The 19,492-nt window shown below is 71.0% G+C and carries 17 protein-coding genes and 1 tRNA gene; 13 read left to right on the forward strand and 5 right to left on the reverse strand.

Annotated elements, in window-relative coordinates:
- Window positions 1-56 precede the first annotated feature (56 nt).
- The 3 genes from H483_RS36430 to H483_RS39305 are packed head-to-tail and all read right to left on the reverse strand — an operon-like array spanning window position 57 to window position 1,581.
- On the reverse strand, window positions 57-899 hold the full coding sequence (locus tag H483_RS36430; RefSeq protein ID WP_017838336.1) for an MBL fold metallo-hydrolase: 843 nt from the start codon (window positions 897-899) through the stop codon (window positions 57-59).
- Window positions 900-931: 32 nt separating this feature from the next.
- Window positions 932-1,411 carry a RidA family protein gene (locus H483_RS36435; RefSeq protein WP_017838337.1) on the reverse strand — a complete coding sequence of 160 codons (480 nt, stop codon included), beginning with the start codon at window positions 1,409-1,411 and terminating at the stop codon, window positions 932-934.
- Window positions 1,411-1,581 (reverse strand): hypothetical protein, encoded by a 171-nt coding sequence (locus tag H483_RS39305; protein WP_017838338.1) that lies wholly within the window; start codon window positions 1,579-1,581, stop codon window positions 1,411-1,413. Before H483_RS39305 ends, H483_RS36435 begins: the two co-directional genes overlap by 1 nt.
- 65 nt (window positions 1,582-1,646) lie before the next feature.
- On the opposite strand from H483_RS39305, the gene H483_RS36440 reads away from it, so the two are divergent.
- On the forward strand, window positions 1,647-2,744 hold the full coding sequence (locus H483_RS36440) for an ArsA-related P-loop ATPase (RefSeq protein ID WP_017838339.1): 1,098 nt from the start codon (window positions 1,647-1,649) through the stop codon (window positions 2,742-2,744).
- 2 nt (window positions 2,745-2,746) lie between these two features.
- Window positions 2,747-3,853 (forward strand): ArsA family ATPase, encoded by a 1,107-nt coding sequence (locus tag H483_RS36445; RefSeq protein WP_017838340.1) that lies wholly within the window; start codon window positions 2,747-2,749, stop codon window positions 3,851-3,853.
- A 135-nt stretch (window positions 3,854-3,988) separates the two neighbouring features.
- Here the strand turns inward: H483_RS36445 and H483_RS36450 are convergent, their stop codons facing one another.
- On the reverse strand, window positions 3,989-4,366 hold the full coding sequence (locus H483_RS36450) for a WhiB family transcriptional regulator (RefSeq protein WP_017838341.1): 378 nt from the start codon (window positions 4,364-4,366) through the stop codon (window positions 3,989-3,991).
- 269 nt (window positions 4,367-4,635) lie between these two features.
- On the opposite strand from H483_RS36450, the gene H483_RS36455 reads away from it, so the two are divergent.
- The 4 genes from H483_RS36455 (at window position 4,636) to H483_RS36470 (ending at window position 10,412) form a co-directional block, all read left to right on the forward strand.
- The gene (locus tag H483_RS36455) at window positions 4,636-7,017 is read left to right on the forward strand and encodes a transglycosylase domain-containing protein (RefSeq protein WP_017838342.1); all 2,382 of its coding nucleotides are present in this window, start codon (window positions 4,636-4,638) and stop codon (window positions 7,015-7,017) included.
- A gap of 49 nt (window positions 7,018-7,066) precedes the next feature.
- Window positions 7,067-8,053 (forward strand): metallophosphoesterase, encoded by a 987-nt coding sequence (locus H483_RS36460; protein ID WP_017838343.1) that lies wholly within the window; start codon window positions 7,067-7,069, stop codon window positions 8,051-8,053.
- A gap of 87 nt (window positions 8,054-8,140) precedes the next feature.
- A tRNA-Pro gene (locus tag H483_RS36465) sits at window positions 8,141-8,214 on the forward strand.
- 140 nt (window positions 8,215-8,354) lie between these two features.
- Complete coding sequence (locus H483_RS36470) at window positions 8,355-10,412, forward strand: acyl-CoA dehydrogenase (RefSeq protein WP_017838344.1); 2,058 nt, start codon at window positions 8,355-8,357, stop codon at window positions 10,410-10,412.
- On the opposite strand, the gene H483_RS36475 is transcribed toward H483_RS36470, so the two are convergent.
- Window positions 10,375-11,883: a hypothetical protein gene (locus tag H483_RS36475; RefSeq protein WP_152428074.1), complete on the reverse strand. Its 1,509-nt coding sequence runs from the start codon at window positions 11,881-11,883 to the stop codon at window positions 10,375-10,377. The two genes, H483_RS36470 and H483_RS36475, sit on opposite strands and share 38 nt — an antisense overlap.
- Window positions 11,884-12,050: 167 nt before the next feature.
- On the opposite strand from H483_RS36475, the gene H483_RS36480 reads away from it, so the two are divergent.
- The 7 genes from H483_RS36480 to mgtE are packed head-to-tail and all read left to right on the forward strand — an operon-like array spanning window position 12,051 to window position 19,483.
- Entirely contained in the window at window positions 12,051-14,945 is a 2,895-nt protein-coding gene (locus H483_RS36480; RefSeq protein ID WP_017838346.1) for a DUF4040 family protein, read from the forward strand.
- Entirely contained in the window at window positions 14,942-15,355 is a 414-nt protein-coding gene (locus H483_RS36485; protein WP_017838347.1) for a sodium:proton antiporter, read from the forward strand. Before H483_RS36480 ends, H483_RS36485 begins: the two co-directional genes overlap by 4 nt.
- Window positions 15,352-17,052, forward strand: coding sequence for a monovalent cation/H+ antiporter subunit D family protein (locus tag H483_RS36490; protein ID WP_017838348.1), 1,701 nt, complete (start codon window positions 15,352-15,354; stop codon window positions 17,050-17,052). Before H483_RS36485 ends, H483_RS36490 begins: the two co-directional genes overlap by 4 nt.
- Window positions 17,049-17,414 (forward strand): Na+/H+ antiporter subunit E, encoded by a 366-nt coding sequence (locus tag H483_RS36495; protein WP_017838349.1) that lies wholly within the window; start codon window positions 17,049-17,051, stop codon window positions 17,412-17,414. The genes H483_RS36490 and H483_RS36495 overlap by 4 nt, the downstream gene beginning before the upstream one ends.
- Window positions 17,411-17,668, forward strand: coding sequence for a monovalent cation/H+ antiporter complex subunit F (locus H483_RS36500; protein WP_017838350.1), 258 nt, complete (start codon window positions 17,411-17,413; stop codon window positions 17,666-17,668). The genes H483_RS36495 and H483_RS36500 overlap by 4 nt, the downstream gene beginning before the upstream one ends.
- The gene (locus tag H483_RS36505) at window positions 17,665-18,042 is read left to right on the forward strand and encodes a monovalent cation/H(+) antiporter subunit G (RefSeq protein WP_017838351.1); all 378 of its coding nucleotides are present in this window, start codon (window positions 17,665-17,667) and stop codon (window positions 18,040-18,042) included. The genes H483_RS36500 and H483_RS36505 overlap by 4 nt, the downstream gene beginning before the upstream one ends.
- A complete protein-coding gene (gene mgtE / locus H483_RS36510; protein ID WP_017838352.1) occupies window positions 18,035-19,483 on the forward strand; it encodes a magnesium transporter in 1,449 nt (482 codons plus the stop codon). Before H483_RS36505 ends, mgtE begins: the two co-directional genes overlap by 8 nt.
- Window positions 19,484-19,492: the final 9 nt, after the last annotated feature.

Here is a 19,492-nt window from a genome sequence, read left to right on the forward strand (position 1 = left end):
GATGGGGGCCGGGCCGGGGCGGTGGGCGGGCCGGGGCCGGGGCCGGGTCGGCAGGACTAGCCGGACCGGTCCAGGTAGCGCAGGGCCACGAGGGTGGACTGCTCGGCCACCTTGAGCAGGAACGGCGAGACGTCCCGGTAGATGTGCTGCGTGATGAGCTCGGCGGACGCGTCGGGACCCAGCACGTCCCGGGCGGCCGCGATCTGCTCGAGCCGGTCCCGCCGGTGACGGGCCAGCACCTGGGCGGCACGAGCGGTATCGGCCACATCCGGACCGTGGCCGGGGATGCCCACCACGCCGTCGGCGCGGGCGGCCAGCTGGTCGAGGCTCTGCAGGTAGTCCCCCAGATCGCCGTCGGTGGAGTCCAGAACGGTCGAGTCGCGACCCAGGATCGTGTCGCCGAGCACCACGCAGTCCGCCCGAGCGGTGAACCCGGCACCCGCGGGACGCACCTCGAGGCTGATCGAATCCGCGGTGTGCCCGGGTGTGGCCAGCACGGTGAGGTCCAGCCCGGCGGCGTGGATCACCTCGTCGTCGTCGCCCTCCGTCACCAACGGCGCCGCATCGCGGCAGTACGTCTCCCCGACCGCCCGGACCGGTGCGCCGGTCAGCGCCCGGAGGTGGTCGATCCCGCCGGTGTGGTCCCCGTGTCGATGGGTGATGACGACGAGCTCGATCTCCCCCACGATCGCGGCGATCCGCTCCGCGTGCGCGCGATCGTCCGGCCCGGGGTCCACCACCACGGAGGTGCGCGAACCCGGGGCCCGCAGCACCACCGTGTTGGTCCCCTCGAAGGTCATCTCCGAGGGGTTGTCGCAGAGGATCACCCCGGCCAGGTCGGTGACGGGGCGCAGGGTCTCGTACGCCGGGAACGTGATCGGGGCCAGACCGCCGCTCATCGACATTCTCCGTCCCAGACCATCGCCCGGTCCTATCCCTCGACCTCGACGATGAGCTCGACCTCGACGGGCGCGTCGAGCGGCAGCTCGGAGACCCCGACGGCGGAGCGGGCGTGGACGCCGGCGTCGCCGAAGATCTCACCCAGCAGATCCGAGGCGCCGTTGATCACCGCGGGCTGGGCGTGGAAGCCCGGGGCCGACGCGACAAAACCGACGACCTTGACGATCCGCACCACCGAGTCGACGCCCACCAGGCCGTCGACCGCGGCGAGCGCGTTGAGGGCACAGGTCCGGGCGAGATCGGCCGCCGTCTCCGGGGAGACCGCGGCACCGACCTTGCCGGTCGCGGCGAGAGCGCCGTCGATCATCGGCAGCTGACCCGAGGTGTAGACGTAGGCGCCCGTCCGCACGGCGGGCACGTAGTTCGCGAGCGGGGGGACGACGGTCGGCAGGTCGATCCCCAGCTGCTCGAGCTTGCGGGTCCAGTAACCCCCGCCCTCGCCCTCGGGCATCAGAGCTGACGCTTGAGGTAGGCGACGTGCTGCTCGCCGGTGGGCCCGGGCAGCACGGAGACCAGCTCCCAACCGTCACCGCCCCACTGGTCGAGGATCTGCTTGGTGGCGTGGGTGAGCAGCGGGACCGTCACGTACTCGAACCGGGCTGCGGGGGTGGATTCGCTCATGCCCCCACTCTAGGGAAGTCGCGGGCGGCCCGCGCGACGTGGTGGAACCGCTTAGGGTGGACCGCATGCCGTCCACCGACACATCAGGAACGCAGTCGACCACGTCGACCACGTCGAGTCAGTCGACCGAGTCGAGTCAGTCAGTGAGGTCGACGATCGCCGACGAGCTGTCCACCGGCTGGTCCGACGCCTCCGCCCGCGCGGACCTCCACTACGTCTCCGGCAAGGGGGGCACCGGCAAGACCACGGTCGCCACCTCGCTCGCGCTGGCGCTGGCCTCGACCGGAAAGCGCGTCCTGCTGGTGGAGGTCGAGGAACGCCAGGGCATCGCCCGGATCTTCGACCGCTCGCCGCTGCCGTACCGCGAGGAACTCGTGGCCCGGGTCGACGGCGGTGGCAAGGTGTTCGCGCTGGCCATCGACATCGAGGCCGCGATGCTCGACTATCTGGACACCTTCTACCACCTCGGGGTGGTGGGCAAGGTGATGAAGTCGGTGGGTGCGATCGAGTTCGCCACCACCATCGCTCCCGGCCTCAAGGACGTGCTCCTGACCGGCAAGATCTACGAGGTCGTCACGCGCCAGCACGCCAAGAAGGAGGTCGTGTACGACGCCGTGGTGGTGGACGCCCCGCCCACGGGTCGCATCGGCAAGTTCCTCGACGTGACCACCGCGATGGCGGACCTGGCGGCGGGCGGGCCCATCCGTCGTCAGGCCGATGCCGTCTCCGAGCTGGTCCACTCCCCACAGACCGTCGTGCACCTGGTGACCCTGCTCGAATCGCTGCCGGTCCAGGAGACCATCGAGGCGATCGAGGAGCTTCGGTCCCACGATCTGCGGGTGGGTCAGGTGATCATCAACCGGGCGGAGACCCGGCACCTCGACGACGCCGCGCTGCAGAGGATCGCCGAGGAGGACATCGACGCCGAGGCGGTGCTGGCCGGTCTCGAGGAGACCGGTGTGGAGCTCGACGACGAGGGCCTGCAGGGGCTCCTGGTGGAGGCCATCGAGCACGCCCGCGTCGCACGCGGACAGCTCAAGGCCGGCGAGACCCTGACCTCCTCCGGCTGCCCGACCCTCGTACTGCCGGCCCTGCCCAACGGCGTCGAGGTCTCCGACCTGTACGACCTCGCCTCCGCCCTCGCCGACCAGGGAGTGCACTGATCATGACTCGTCGTCTCGACATCACCGGACTGCTCACCGACCCCGCGACCCGGGTCGTGGTCTGCACCGGCGCGGGCGGGGTGGGCAAGACCACCACCGCCGCCGCGGTGGCCCTGCGCGCCGCCGAACTCGGCCGCGACACCGTGGTCCTCACCATCGACCCGGCCCGGCGCCTCGCGCAGGCGCTGGGGATCGACGACCTCTCGAATGAGCCGTCCCGCGTGGACCTGGGACCGGAGCACGCGGAGTCGGACGGCTCGTTGCACGCGATGATGCTCGACATGCGTCGCACGTTCGACGAGCTGGTCACCGCCAACACCACGCCCGAGAAGGCGCAGTCCATCCTGGACAACCACTTCTACAAGACCATGGTCACCTCGTTCGCGGGGACGCAGGAGTACATGGCCATGGAGAAGCTGGGGCAGCTGCTCGACGACTCCACGTGGGACCTCGTCGTGGTGGACACCCCTCCGTCCCGCAACGCGCTGGACTTCCTCGACGCCCCGCGCCGCCTGGGTGCCTTCATGGACAGTCGTCTCATGCGGGTGTTCGCTGCGCCCGGCCGCGGGGTCGGCCGGTTGATGACCGGCGCCATGAGCACCGCCATGCGGGGGGTGTCGGCGGTTGTCGGGTCCTCCATGCTCAAGGACGCCTCCGAGATGGTCGTGGCCCTGGACTCCACCTTCGGCGGGTTCGCCACGCGGGCCTCCCGCACCCAGGCGATCCTGCGCCGCAAGGGCACCGAGTTCCTGGTGGTCTCGTCCGCGGAACGACCCGCCCTGCGCGAGGCCGCGTTCTTCACCGAACGGCTCTCCGAGGAGTCGATGCCGCTCGCGGGGGTGGTGATCAACCGCACGCACCCGCGGCTCACCGACCTGACGGCCGAGCAGGCGTGTGCGGCGGCCGACCGCTTGGCGGGGAACCCCGAGGCCGAGGCGGTGCTGCGGATCCACGCCGACCGGGCCGGCACGGCCAAGCAGGAGGTCCGCCTGCTGGAGTCCTTCACGGACACCCATCCGGACGTGCGGATCGTGGGAGTGCCCTCGCTGCCGTTCGAGATCTCCAACCTGGAGGCGTTGCGCTCGGTCGGTGACCAGCTCTGCGGGTGAACAGACTGAGTGGGTGACCAGCTCTGCGGGTAGACCGGGGCCGGGCCTGAACGGACGACGCGACCCGCGGCGGGAGCCGCGGGTCGCGTCGAGGTGGGGGTGGGGTACGCCGGTGGGGTGCGGAGCCGGTGGGCGTCAGTAGATGACGGTGTGGCGCTCGATCTGCTGCGCGAAGAAGTCGGCCCAGGATCGCACCTCGGGGTGCTGCTTGAGCAGGGCGCGCCGCTGACGCTCGGTCATCCCGCCCCAGACCCCGAACTCCACGCGGTTGTCCAGCGCGTCGGCACGGCACTGCAGCAGGACCGGGCAGTGGCGACAGATGGACGCAGCCTTGCGCTGCGCGGCGCCGCGGACGAAGAGCTCGTCCGGGTCGATGTCCTTGCACCGGGCCCGGGCGACCCACTCCTGGCGCCCCTCCCCGATGATCGTCTCCTCGGAACCGAGGGGATTGCTTGAACCGGGGCGGACCCCGGCGTCGTCGGTCCGGGAGGTCCCGGGAAGGGTGGCCGTCATCGAAGTACCCCTGTCTGTGTGGAGTCGCGGACGGGTCTGCCGCACACGCCTCCGGCCTTCTGGACCCGCCCGGCGCGGCGGGCCCACGGTGTCCGCGGGAGCCTCTCGGCCGTGAGGTCCGTCACACAACCTCATCCGGGTCCGAAACGTCCCGCGTTCTCTAATATTGTTACCGCAGTCACACAACAGAAGTAAAGAGTCGTGTGCGACGGAGGCCTCGCGGGGTGGCGGGACGGGGGTGTTCACGTACTCTTGGCCCCGTGTCGGCTATGAGTTCGCTGGGAAAGCTGGCCGCGACCTGTGTCGCGGCCGGGGTGGTGGCGGCCGGGTCATTGTTCCCGATCGCCGGGGCGGCGGGCCTGGCCTCAAACAAGATGGCGGACTCCCTGTCCGGGACCTCGGCGGACCTGATCAAGGGCGATCTCCCGTCCATCTCCACGGTCACCGACTCCGAGGGGACACCGATCGCCTGGTTGTACGACCAGCAGCGCGTGGTGGTCCCGAGCGAGCAGATCTCGCAGAACATGAAGCTGGCGATCATCGCGATCGAGGACCGCCGGTTCGCCGACCACAACGGCGTGGACTGGCGGGGCACGATCCGCGCGGCGCTCACCAACGCCACGTCCGGCGACGTCCAGCAGGGCGCCTCCACCATCGATCAACAGCTGGTGAAGAACTACCAGTTCCTCGTCTCCGCGGAGAACGACGCCGAACGGCGCGCCGCCGTGGAGACCACCCCGGCGCGCAAGATCAAAGAGATCCGGATGGCGCTCACGCTGGACGCCGAGATGAGCAAGGACGACATCCTCAGCAAGTACCTCAACCTGATCTCGTTCGGCAACGGCGCCTTCGGCGTCCAGACCGCGGCCCAGACGTATTTCGGGGTCGACGCCTCCGAGCTGACCGTGCCGCAGTCCGCCATGCTCGCCGGGATGATCCAGTCCACCAGCATGTTCAACCCGTACGCGAACCCCGAGGACACCAAGGACCGTCGCGACACCGTCATCGACACCATGGTCCAGACCGGCGCGATCTCGCCAGCCGAGGGCGCGGCCTTCGCGGCCGAGCCCCTCGGCGTCCTGGAACGCCCCAACTCGTTGCCCCGTGGCTGCATCACCGCCGGCGACCGAGGGTTCTTCTGCGACTACGTGCTGGATTACCTGGACCAGAACGGCCTGAGCCGCGAGATGGTCCAGGAGGGCGGGTACACCATCCGCACCACACTCGACCCGACCGTCCACGACTCGGTCCAGCGGTCGCTCAACACCTACGGCAACCCGACGGGCCAGGGCGTGGCGCAGGTCATGAGCGTCGTGCGTCCCGGCCGGGATTCCCACAAGGTCGCGGCGATCGCCTCGAGCCGCCAGTACGGCCTCGAGCTGGGCGACAGCCAGACCGTCCAGCCCCAGCCGTTCTCGCTCGTCGGGGACGGCGGCGGCTCGGTGTTCAAGGTCTTCACGGTGGCCGCGGCCATGGAGAAGGGGATGGGGACCAACACCACGTTGTCGGTCCCGCGCCGCGTGCAGGTCTCCGGACTGGGTGCCGGTGGCGCCCGCGGATGCCCGCCCGCCCAGTACTGCGTCGAGAACGCCGGATCGTACCCGGCGTCACTGTCCGTGGCGGACGCGCTCGCCCAGTCGCCCAACACCACCTTCGTCAACCTCATCAAGGACGTCGGCGTCGCCCCCACCGTCGACATGGCGGTACGCCTCGGGATGCGGTCGTACGACCGAAAGGGCACCGCGGCGGACGGCGACTCGATCGCCGGGTTCATCAAGAAGAACAACCTGGGATCGTTCACCCTCGGCCCCACGGCGGTCAACGCCCTGGAGCTGTCCAACGTCGGGGCCACCCTCGCCTCCGGCGGAACCTGGTGTCCGCCGAGCCCCATCGAGTCGATCACCGACCGCACCGGGGCGCCGGTCGAGCTGAACGAACCGGGGTGCGAGCAGGTGGTCGAGCCCGGGTTGGCGGATACCCTCTCGGTGGCCCTGTCCAAGGACCACGTGGGAGCCGGCACCGCCGCGGGAGCGGCGGGGGCCGCCGGATGGGGCCTGCCCATGTCGGGCAAGACCGGGACCACCGAGGCCAACCGCTCCTCGGCGTTCCTGGGGTACACCAACAACTACTCGGCCGCCGTCTACGCCTTCAACGACGGCACCACCACGAGCGAGCTGTGCACCAGCCCCCTGCGCCAGTGCGCGTTCGGCAACCTCTTCGGCGGTCTCGAACCGGCCAACACCTGGTTCTCCGCGTTCACCCCGATCGCCCAGATCTACGGCCCGGTCCAGCTGCCCGCACCTGATCCCGCCTATCAGGCCGGCACCAGCGGCGCGGCGATGCCCGATGTCGAGGGGATGAGCCAGTCCGCGGCGACCTCCCTGCTCACCGCCGCCGGATTCGTCGTCAACACCCAGTTCGTCTCCGGCACCGGACGCCCCTACGGCACCGTCGTGGGGCTCGGCGGCGGGACCGGGATCCCCGGATCCCAGGTCACCCTCCGCGTCTCCGACGGCTCAGGGGGCGGCGGCGCCGCGACCCGGAGCACCGACGGCCAGGAGGCCTCGGGTCCGGGGGCCGCGATCGGGGACGAGCCCGTCGTGCTGAACGTCCCCGGTCTGGCGCCCATCACCATCTCCCCGCCGAGGTAAGCGCTGCCGGGTGGCGCCTTCACACGGGCACCGCCGGTAGGATGGTGGGATGCAGCGCCCCTCCCGCCGGCCCCGGAGCACCCCGTCGAGCCCCTCCGCCCGCGCGGCGGCCGTCCTCGCGGGCGCGGTCGTGGCGGGCACGGTCTACGCGTCCGGATGGGAGCGCAACGCGTTCACCGTCCGTCGTCACTCCCTCCCGCTGCTCGCGCCGGGCTCGGAGCCGCTGAAGATCCTGCACATCTCGGATCTGCACATGATGCCCGGTCAGAAACGGAAACAGGAGTTCCTCGCGGCCCTGGCCCGATTGGAGCCGGATCTGGTGCTCAACACCGGGGACAACCTCTCTGATGTGCGCGCGGTGCCGTCCGTCGTGCAGGCGCTCGGTCCTCTGCTGGGCCGGCCGGGGGCGTTCGTGTTCGGCTCCAACGACTACTACGCGCCGGTACCCAAGAACCCCCTGTCATACCTCGGCGTCGGACGGAAGAAGCACTCCTCCGTTCCGCTGCCGTGGCGGGACCTCAAGGCCGCGTTCTCCGAGCGTGGATGGGTGGACGCCACCCATCGGCGCGCGGAGATCTCCGTGGACGGCCGTCGCGTCCTGGTGGCGGGGGTCGACGACCCGCACATCGGTCGCGACCGCTACAGCGAGATCGAGGGACCCGCCGGTCCGGCGTTCGACCTGCGGATCGGCCTCGTCCACTCCCCCGAGCCCCGGGTGCTCGACCGTTTCGACGCCGACGGGTACGACCTCGCGGTGGCGGGCCACACCCATGGTGGGCAGCTCTGCCTCCCCACGGGGGCGATCGTCACGAACTGCGGCATCGACCGCTCGCGCGCCCAGGGACTGTCCGCCTGGGGCCGGAACCTGGTCCTGCACGTGTCCGCCGGACTCGGCACCTCGCCGTACGTGCCGGTCCGGACGTTCTGCAGACCAGAGGCGACGCTGCTCGAGCTGGTCGCCGGGCCCGGCGGTGGCGGCGAGGAGGCCTCGGTCCCCGAGACGCCGTTGCGCGAACGGATCCCGCTGCCGGCCTGACCCGGTTCCGCGCGTCACCCCGGTTTCGCGATACACCCCGGTTTCGCGATTCATCCGGCGGGGCGCTAGAGTATCCCTCGTTGTCAGCGGGGTGTGGCGCAGCTTGGTAGCGCGCTTCGTTCGGGACGAAGAGGTCGTGGGTTCGAATCCCGCCACCCCGACAATGCGAGGTCCCGGGCCGTTCACGGTCCGGGACCTCGCTCATTTGTGGGGCAGGGGCGGACCCGGACCGGCGCACAACCGAGTCGCGACGACCACGCTTCCGGTGCACGTCGGCGTAACAGATCCGTAGGGTTGTGTCATGACCAACGAGACCGACGTCCAGAACGCCGCGGCCCCCGGCGCGGCGGCCCCCCAGCCGGCCAGTGCGGGGCACCCCCACTACGGCCGGATCACCACGACCGGCCAAGGGGACCCCGCCCTCGCCGCAGGACTCCAGAAGGTTCTGGACGGCCGCTGGGCGGACGCGCGCCGGATGACGCGCGAGGCCATGACCCCCGACATGCTCAACCCGATCGGGGCGACGATGGAGGAGCACCGCGCGCGGGTGCTCGAGCAGATGAGGCTCCTCGCCGACTCGGGTCTGCCCGGGTTGGGGTTCCGCACCGAGGACGGCGGCACAGGGGACACCGGCGGGGCGCTGACCTCCTTCGAGATGCTCGGCCACCTGGACCTGTCGCTCATGGTCAAGGCGGGCGTGCAGTGGGGCCTGTTCGGTGGGGCCATCGCGAACCTCGGGAACGCCGAGACGCGCGGCAGGTACCTGCCGAAGGTCATGTCGCTGGACCTGATGGGATGCTTCGCCATGACCGAGCTCGGTGGAGGCTCGGACGTGCAGAACCTCGAGACCACCGCGACCTTCGACCGCGACACGGGCGAGTTCGTCGTCCACTCCCCCACTCCGAGCTCGGAGAAGTGGTACATCGGGAACGCCGCCCGCGACGGTTCGATGGCCGCCGTGTTCGCCCAGCTCATCACGCATGACGAGGACGGCGAGGAGGTCCACCACGGGGTCCACTGCCTGCTGGTGCCGATCCGGGACGAGGACGGCAACGACCTCCCGGGCGTCACCACCACCGACCACGGCCACAAGGGCGGACTGCTCGGCGTGGACAACGGCAAGATCATGTTCGACCACGTGCGGGTGCCACGCGAGGCGCTCCTCGACCGGTTCGGCGCCGTGGACGCCGAGGGCCGGTACTCGTCGCCCATCGATTCGGTCGGCGCCCGCTTCTTCACCATGCTCGGCACGCTGATCCGCGGCCGCGTGTCGGTGGGGGCGGCCGCCGGCGCCACCGCCCGGACCGCGCTGGCCATGGCGGTGCGGTACTCGCTGATCCGCCGCCAGTTCGACCACCCCGAGACGGGCAAGGGCATCCCGCTGCTGGAGTACCGCGAGCACCAGCGACGCCTGATGCCGCGGATCGCCCGCGCGTACGCCTACGCGTGCGCCCAGAACGCGATCGTCGCCGACCTGCACGACTTCGAGAAGAACCCGGACGCCTTCGACGCCGAGCGTCGGCGCGAGATGGAGTCCCACGCCGCGGGCATCAAGGCCACGGTGACGGGGTTCGCCAACGACACCATCATCGAGGCCCGCCTCGCGTGCGGCGGCGCCGGGTACATGTCCGAGAACCTGCTCACCGAGATGCGCAAGGACTGCGACGTCTTCTCCACGTTCGAGGGCGACAACGTCGTGCTCACGCAGTTGGTGGCCAAGGAGTTGCTCGGCGCCTACGCCGCCGAGTTCGGGGACATGGACCAGCGCGAGACCGTGGCCTTCGCCCTGACCACCGCGGTGGACGTGGTGCAGGAGAAGGCGCGTGCGTCGACGCTGTGGCAGAAGCTCATCGACACCGTGACGGACCGGGAGAACACCGACCTGCTCGACCGCGCCAACCAGCTGGAGCTGCTGGTCGACCGGGAGGAGCACCTGCTGGAGACCGTCGCGCGCCGCCTGCGCAAGGCCCAGGGCGAGGACGGCTCGGCGGCGTTCAAGGTGTTCAACTCGGCGCAGGACCACATGCTGCAGGCCGGGCGCGCGCACATGGACAGCTGGGTGTTCGCCCGCTTCGCCGAGGCCGTGGACGCCTGCGAGGACCCGGAGGCCAAGGAGGTCCTGGGAACCTTGTGCGATCTGTACGTCCTGGACATCGTGGACCGCGACAAGGGCTGGTTCCTCGAGCACAACCGCCTGACGACCGAGCGCACCAAGGCCGCGACCGCCGCCCGCAACCGCCTGTGCACCAAGCTCGCGGGCAAGGCGCGGACCCTGGTGGACGCGTTCGCGATCCCCGAGTTCGTCTTTGACGTCCCGATGCTCACCGACGGCGGCGTGGACGCCCCACTCGAGACCTGATCGAGAGCCGGCCAGCGCGACCGACGGGCCGCCGGCCGCAGATCCCGGACGCCATACCGGCGCACAGGGCCACCGCGGCCAGCACCGCGGCACCGGTCCACGCCACCGTCGGCGAGCCACCCAGCAGAACAGCGTCGAGGGCTGCGGTGGCCTGACCGGTGGGGGTGCCCGACACCGCCGTGAGCGCGGCGGTCGGGGCACCCCCGGACACCCACACCCACCAGGCGACCCCGATCGAGGTGGCCGCCACGAGCAGACCCGCCACGCGGCCGGGCCACCGACCGAGCACGACCGTCAGTGCGTGCCAGAGGGTCGACGAGGCGACGACGACGAGGACGATCAGTCCCACGACGGCCGCCGCTGTCGCGGCGGTCGGCGCGTCGGCCGTGGCGAGGGCCCACGCGGACAGGCCCGCGGACAGGACCGCCAGGGCGAGGACCGGTTCGGTGAGACCGGAGCCGGGCCGGCGGACCAGCTGCACGAGCAGCGCCCCCAGCACCGCCGCCGCGGCGAGGGCGAGGATCCCTGCCGAGGTGCGGCGCTGGGTGGCGTCGGCGGCCTCCGCGGCGGCCGCCCCGGCGTCTCCGCGTTCCGCCGCCAGCGCCCGTCCGGCCCGGCTGACCGCCGCGTCGGTCCGTTCCGCGGATCCGGCCACCCCGGCGGCGCCGTCGCGGAGTTCCACGGTCCCGGCGGCCAGTTCCGCGGCGCCGTCCCGCAGATCGTGCGATCCCCGGGTCAGCTGGAACACACCGTCACGCAGGGGTGCGCCCGGGGCGGAGAGCTGGCGGGCGAGCTCGTCGGCCCCACCCTCCAGCGCGTCGAGTCCGTCGAGGGTGCCCTGTCCCATCCCCTGGGTGGCGAGCTGCTGGCGAAGGCCGAGGAGCGCCTCCCTGGCGCGGACCACCTCGGGGGCGTCGCCCTGTAGGCGCCCCAGCGCGTCCTCGATGGCCGTCGAGACCTGCCCCTGGATCACCGCCACCCCACGAACCGCCCCGACGACCTCCCGCACCCCGCCGGCGACCTCGGTCGCACCGCTGCCCGCCTGGCCGATCGCCGACTGGAGTTGGTCCATCCCGCCCGCGAGCTCGGCGCCACCCGCTCGCATCTGTTCGGCCCCGTCCGCCAGCTCGGCCGACCCGTCCCGGAGTTGCTCCGCCCCGGCTCTGGTGAAGGTGGACTGGGCCGAGGCGTCGGCGAGTGCGGACTGCAGGGGCCCACCCGCACCGGCGCGGTCGGGGTCCTCGGCCGGGGTCGGACCGACGGCAGCCCACAGCGCGGCCAGGACCAACGGCAGGACCAGCACCACCAGCGCCAGCGCCCGCCGGCCGGGCCCCGGTGCGTCCGGGGTCGCGGCGACCGGCTCACCCGCCGGGTCACCCTCCCGGTCGTCGGTGTGGTCGTCGGCCCGGTCGTCCACGGGCTCATCCGCCGGGTCGTCCGTCCTGGCGGCTGCACTGGGGATGGGGGGCATGCCGTGGATGGTAGTGATGTAGAGCACCCGTTCCCGCAGGTCATTCGGCATGCCCCTCAATCCTGCTCGAATCCGCCGCGATCGGGAGTGTTAACCTGGGTCGGCGGGCTCGGTTCCCACGGGTCTGTTCCGACGCCCACCCCGACCACCACCGGAGCCAACGGCACGTGACCTTGACCCTCGCCCTCGCAGTGGCCTTCGGCATCGCGGCGATCTCACCGTTGCTGGCCCGCATGATGGGGCGGGACGCGGGGTGGCCGCTCGCCGCCATGCTCGGTGGCCTCGCCCTGTACATCTGGTTCGCCATCCCCGTCGACACCGTCGCGTCGGTCGAGTGGATGCCCGCACTCGGGGTCGAGCTCCGTCTGTCCCTCGATCCGCTGGCCCGGGTGTTCACCATGATCGTCCTCGGGATCGGGGCCGTCGTGATGGCCTACTCGTCCCGGTATCTCGGACGCGGCTCGGGCCACGGTGGGTACTACGGCCTGATGACGCTGTTCGCGGCGTCCATGCTCGGGCTCGTCCTGGCGGACGACGTGGTGGTGCTCTTCGTCGCGTGGGAGTTCACGACCCTCTGCTCGTTCTTCCTCATCACGCTCGCGGGGCCCAAGGGCACGCAACCCGCCGTACGGACGCTGCTCGTCACCGTCGCCGGCGGGCTCTGTCTGCTCACCGCCGCGGCGCTCATGGTGGTCCGCACCGGTACCACGGTCCTGTCGGAGATCCTGGTCGATCCGGTGTGGTCGGCCGACCCCGCCTTCGCCGCCGTCATCGCGGTGCTCATCGCCATGGCCGCCTTCACCAAATCCGCGCAGTTCCCGTTCCAGGCGTGGTTGCCCGACGCGATGGTCGCGGCGACCCCGGTCAGTGCGTACCTGCACGCCGCCGCGATGGTCAAGGCGGGCATCTACCTGCTGCTGCGGTTCTCCGAGGCGCTGCACGACGTCCCGGTGTGGAACCTGCTGCTCATCAGCTGCGGGATGACCACCGCGGTCCTCGGCGCGGTGTTCGCCATGCAGCGCGACGACCTCAAGGAACTGCTCGCCTACTCCACGATCAGCCAGCTGGGGTTCCTGGTGGCGACGATCGGTGTGGGCACCCCGGCCGCCATGGTCGCCGCGATCATCCACACCATCGCGCACGCGCTGTTCAAGTCGTCCCTGTTCATGTTCGTGGGCGTGGTCGACCACCAGACCGGCACCCGCGCCATGAGCGGCCTGCCGCGGCTGTACCGCATCATGCCCGGCACCGCGATCGGTGTGGGGCTGGCCGCGGCATCGATGGCGGGGCTGCCCCCTCTGCTGGGCTTCGTGTCCAAGGAGTGGATGTTCAAGTCCATGCTCGACGCGCCGGGAGGCGCGTGGGCCGGTCCCGCGCTCGGCGCCCTGGCGGTGTTCGCCGCCACGTTCACCTTCGCCTACTCCGCGCGCTTCCTGCTCGGCGGGTTCGTCACCCACGGCCCGCCGGCGGGTCCCGGGCCCGAGCCGGTGCACAGCACCCCGGAGACCATCGAGGCCCCGCGTGCCTCGTTCTTCCTCCCCGCCGCCCTCCCCGCGGTGCTGGGACTGGTGCTCGGGCTCACCGGGTTCCTGCTCGAGCCGACGGTCGCGGCCGCCGCCCGCGCGTCGATCGGGGAGGGCTACGAGGCCGATTTCGGACTCTGGCACGGGTTCGCGCCCGAGCTGTTCATGTCGATGATCGTGATCACGCTGGGAATCGTGCTGGTCGTGGTGCGCCACCCGGTCGACCGCTTCCTCGACCGCGAGCTCGCCCCCATCACCGGTGTGGCGACGGTCGACGCCCTGCGCCGCTGGGCCATCGCGGGCGGGGCGCGCGTCGGCGACGTCACCCGCACCGACCGGATCTCCCGGCACGTCTGGGCGGTACTACTGGTGCTGGTGGCCCTGGCGGCCGTCGGAGTCGTGGCGGTCCGCCCCGAGCCCGAGGTGGGCTCACCCGTCCGCGCGGAGGACTGGATCGTGGTGGTCCTGCTCGTCGTGGGCACCGCGGCCATGGTCATCTCCCGCTCCCGGCTCGGCGCCGTCGCGAACGTCGGGATCGTCGGCTTCGCCATGGCGCTGTGGTTCTTCACCCTGGGCGCGGTCGACGTGGCGCTGACCCAGCTCCTCGTCGAGGTCCTCACCGTCGTCGTCATCGTCCTGGTCCTCCAGCGGCTGCCCCGCGCCTTCCACACGGTCTCCCGCTCGCGCACGCTCGTCAGCGCGGCGGTCGCGATCGTGGTCGGCCTCGCCTCGGGCGCGGCGGTGTGGGCCATGACCGGTCGCCGGGAGCTCTCCGAAGTCGGCCGGTACTTCCTCGACAACGCCGAAGAGGACACCGGCGGCATCAACGTGGTCAACACCGTCCTGGTCGACTACCGTGCCCTGGACACCCTCGGCGAGCTCACCGTCCTCGGGGTCGCCGGGCTCGCGGTGATCCTCGCGCTGCACGCCAGGCGCGCCCTGCCCCGCCGCGAGGTGCCGCTCGCCGTCGGTGCGGACTCGCCCCTGCTCTCCGCGCGGGACAACGGGGTCTTCCTGCGCACGTTCGCCCGCATCCTCGGCCCCCTGATCGTGCTGCTCTCGCTCTACTTCCTCGTCCGCGGCCACAACGCCCCCGGTGGAGGGTTCAACTCGGCGCTCATCGGCGGGGCCGGGATCGCGATCTACTACCTGCGGGCACCGAGCGACGAGGCGGCGCGGATCCGCGTGCCGTACGTCGGGGTCATCGCGGCGGGCGTCATCATCGGCGTCGTCACGGGCCTGGCGGGCTTCGTCGACGGCTCGTTCCTGCTCCCGCTGCACGCCTACCTCGGTGACGTGCACCTGACCACCGCGCTGGTCTTCGACGTCGGCGTCTACCTGGCCGTGCTCGGCGTGATCATGGCCGCGATCGACAAGCTCGGCGGGGACGACCGGAGCGATGAGCCCGCCGTGCCGTCGCCACCGCCCACCGGTCCGGGTGCCGAGGCCACCGCCCCGGCCGCCACCGAGGACGCGGATCGGGTCATCGACGTCACCGACAACCGTGACGTCGCCGACAACCGGGAGGTACAGGCATGACCCTCGCGATCTCCGTCGGCGTCCTGATGGCCGGCTTCGTGTTCCTCGTCCTGCAGCGCGGGATGGTCCGGGTGATCCTGGGCTTCATCCTGCTCAGCCACGCGGCGCACCTCACTCTCATGGCGGCCGGCGGTGCATCGCGCCGCGAGGCCCCGCTGGTGTCCGACCCGGACCCGGCGCTCACCTCCGACGGTCTGCCGCAGGCGTTCGTCCTCACCGCCATCGTCATCGCGTTCGCCATCACGATCTACCTGCTCGTGCTGGCGGTGATCGGTGGTGACGACGACGACACCGACATCGGCGACCTCGACCATCTGGACCTCCTGCCCGAGGCCCCGGGCGGCGCCCACCCGGAGGACCCGGAGCCCGACGAGCCGTCGACCCACGACGCGGAAGGGGCCCACCGATGACCCTGGAGTCCGCCCTCACCCTGTTCGTCGCCGTCCCGCTGTTGACGGCGGGAGTGCTCGTCGCGGTCGCCTCGAGGACGCGGCTGATCCTCACCGTGCTGTTCGCGGTGCTCGTGGCGCAACTGGCCGCGGCCGTCGCCACCGTGCCGTGGGTGGCGGACGGCTCGGTCGTGGTGCACCAGGTCGCATTGTGGGCACCCGGGGTGTCCATCCCGTTCGTGCTCGACATGTTCTCCGCGCTCATGCTCACGGTGACGAGCCTGTTGACGCTCACATGCGCGGCCTTCGCGGTCGCGGCCGGCGAGGCCTACAAGAGGTTCTACCCTCCGCTGGTACTCCTGGTGACCGCCGGCGTCAACGGCGCTCTGCTCACCGGGGACCTGTTCAACTTCTTCGTCTTTGTCGAGGTCATGCTCCTGCCCTCCTACGGGCTCATGATGATCACCCGATCCGGGCGGGCGAGCGTGGCCGGCGTCGCGGCCTCGCGCCTCTACATCTCGGTGAACCTCCTCGCCTCGACCATCCTGTTGATCGGGGTCGCGCTGATCTACGGGCTCACGGGGACCGTCAACATCGCCCAGCTCCACGGCGCCGCCTCGGAGGACACGGCCGTCGCGGTGGCCACCGCCCTCGTGCTCTTCGCGCTCGCGATCAAGGCGGCGGTGGTCCCCGTGCACGGGTGGCTGGCGCGCGCGTACCCCAAGATGTCCCCCGCGGTCACCGCGATGTTCTCCGGCCTGCACACCAAGATCGCGATCTACGCGATATACCGCATCTACGCGGTGATCTTCGACGGCGACTCGCGCTATTTGTGGGTGGGGGTCGTCGTGTTCTCGGCGACCATGCTGATCGGCGTGCTCGGCGCCGTGGGCGAGGCCGCGCCCCGCTCGATCCTCGCGTTCCACATGGTCAGCCAGATCGGCTACATCCTGCTGGGAGTCGCGCTGTTCGGCCCCATCGGCCTCACCGCCGGCATCTTCTATCTGCTGCACCACATGATCGTCAAGGCCGCGTTGTTCCTGGCGATCGGCGCGATCGAGGTGCGCTACGGACCCCGGCGGCTCGGGCAGCTCTCGGGTCTGGCCAAGACCGAACCCCTCATCGCGATCGCCTTCTTCGCCTCCGCGATGTCGCTGGCCGGGATCCCGCCCTTCTCCGGTTTCGTGGCCAAGCTCAGCCTGATCATCGCAGCCCTGGACGCCGGCCAGATCGCCGCCGCGGCCGTCGCGGTGGTGGTGAGCATCCTGACCCTGCTGTCGATGCTCAAGATCTGGACCGGGATCTTCCTGGGCGAACCCACGCCCACCGACTCCCGCACGCTCCCGGAGGGTCTGGACCCGGCGTACTCGGACGCGACGGGCATCCCCGACGGCAGGGACCGCGACGGGCGGCACCGCGACGGCGTCGAGATCACCGCCGCCGCTTCGGGCGCCACGGCGACCGCCACAGCGGCTCGGGCATCCACCACCGCCACTGACACCGCCGCCGCCACCGACACCTCGGAAGCCGGCTCGCCCGACCCGGTCATCGTGCCCCCGGGCCGCCGGATCGGCCTGGCACTGGCGGCGCCCGCCCTGGCGTTGTCCGTGGTGACGCTGGCGTTGGGCCTGGGGGGTCAGCTCCTGCTCGAGCTGTCCGGGACCGCCGCGGCCAACCTCTACGATCCGACCACCTACATCCAGGCGGTGCTCGGATGACCTCCACCCTGACCTGGCCACTGCGGATCGCGTGGTTCCTGCTCTGGTTCTTCTGGCAACAGACCACCACCAGCGCGAAGGTCGTCCGCGACGCCTTCCGGCCCCACGCCTCGATCACGCCGGGCTTCGTGCGGTTCCCCACCAGGTGCCGCAGCGAACTCGAGGTGACGGTGCTGTCCTCCCTCATCACCCTGACGCCGGGGACCCTGACCCTGGGCGCGCATCACCCCGGGGACGGTGAGGACTGGGAGATCGTGGTCCACGGCATGTACTTCCCGGATCCCGACGACCTGACCGCGTCGCTACACGATATGGAGAACCACATGCTGCGGGCGATCCGGAGGAAGGGGCTGGCCCGATGATCGTCGTCGACATCGCCATCGTCCTGGTCTCCATCGCGGCGATCCTGTCCTCCTACCGCATGATCCGCGGCCCCCACGCTGGGGACCGCGCCATCGCGGCGGACCTGCTCTTCTTCGCGTTCATCGCCCTTCTCGCCCTGGTCGGCGTGAGAGTGGACAGCCCCTTCGTCTACGACCTGGTCCTGGTCGCGACACTGGTTGGCCTGGTCTCCGCCCTCTCGCTGGCCCGACTCATGTCCGGAGGTAGGCGATGAACTGGGAACTGCTCGCGACAGTCCTGGGATCGGTCTCCGTCCTCGTCGGCGCGGTGGTGTTCCTCGGCGGCGCCATCGGTCTCCTGCGATTCCCCGACCTCTACGTCCGGTCGTCGGCCATCGGTGCGGCCGCCGGGCTCGGGCTGGTCTTCGTGATCGCGGGCGCCTTCCTGCTGCACCCCACCTGGGAGGCCGCGCCCAAGGTGGCGGTGGCCGCCCTCCTCCAGTTCGCCTCCTCGGCGATCGGCGCGATGTACATCGCGCGCGCCGGGTTCCTCTCCGGGGCCGCGCCCACCACCGCGACCCGCTACTCGCAGATCGAGTTCACGACCGGGCCACCGACCGACTCCACGGAGGTGACACGAGATGACTGACCCACGCGATCTCGCGGATGATCCCGCAGCACCACCGACCGACGCCACCGGGTTCGCGCTCATCGACGCGTCCGTCGATGACGACGCCTCCTACGGCGAGATGAGCCTCGACGAGGCGACGCGGCGCCTCGCCAGGCTGCGCGCACGCGGCGACCTGCGAGCGGCCTCCCACCTCATGGACTCGCTCCCCGACCAGGTCGTCGTGGACATGTTCGAGCGCAGCACCGACAGGGACCTGGCCGTCGCGTTCCGCCTGCTGCCCAAGGGACGCGCGCTCGTGGTGTTCGAGGCCCTCGACGCCCCGGTGCAATCGGATCTTCTCCGGGGCCTGCGTGAGGAGCAGGTCGCCCACCTCTTCGAGGAACTCGACCCCGACGACCGCGTGGCGCTCATGGACGAGCTCCCGGCCCTCGTCGCCACCCGCCTCCTCCGCGGCCTCCCTCCCGAGGAACGGGCCCTCACCAACGAGATACTCGGCTACCCGGCCGGCTCCATCGGCCGAAGGATGACGCCGGAGTTCGTCTCGGCACGACCCGAGATGACGGCCGAGCAGGCGCTCGCCAGGGTCCACGACCGGCTCGCCGACGTGGAGACCATTTACACGATCCCCGTGGTGGACCAGGGCCGCCGACTGATCGGAGTGGTCGGTCTGCGCTCGCTGATGGGCGCGGATCCCCGCGAGCTCGTCGGGGACCTCATGAACGACGCCATCTCGATCCACGCCCGGGCCTCCGAGGAGGAGGCCGCCCGTCTCAGCGCGGACGAGCGGGTGATCGTCCTGCCCATCACGGACGAGGAGGACCGCCTCGTGGGCATCCTCACCGTCGACGACGCGCTGCGGATCCTCGAGGACGCCGAGACCGAGGACGCGGCCCGCCAGGGTGGCGCCGAGCCCCTTCGTCGGCCGTACCTCTCCACGCCCGTCCGGTCCATCGTCCGCTCCCGCGTGGTGTGGCTGCTGGTGCTCGCCCTGGGCGCCGCGCTCACCGTGCAGGTGTTGGCGGTGTTCGAGACCACCCTGGAGCAGGTGGTGGCGCTGTCGCTGTTCGTGCCGCTCATCATCGGTACGGGCGGCAACACCGGTAACCAGGCGGCCACGACCGTCACGCGTGCGCTGGCGCTCGGCGACGTCCGGCCCCGCGACGCCCTACGGGTGCTCGTGCAGGAGGTACGGACCGGGTTCATCCTGGGCCTGGCTCTAGGCGGCGTGGGTCTTCTCGCCGCCGGGTTCATCTTCGGTTTCGACTTCGGTCTGGTCATCGGCCTGACACTGCTGGCGTTGTGCACCATCGCCGCCACCGTGGGCGGGCTCATGCCGCTGCTCGCGCAGTCCGTCAAGGCCGACCCCGCCGTGTTCTCCAACCCGTTCATCACGACGTTCGTGGACGCGATCGGGCTGATCGTCTACTTCCTCATCGCCCGCTCCGTGCTGGGGTTGTAGTGCACGGTC

Source organism: Dietzia sp. UCD-THP (assembly GCF_000349585.1).
Lineage (GTDB): Bacteria > Actinomycetota > Actinomycetes > Mycobacteriales > Mycobacteriaceae > Dietzia > Dietzia natronolimnaea_A.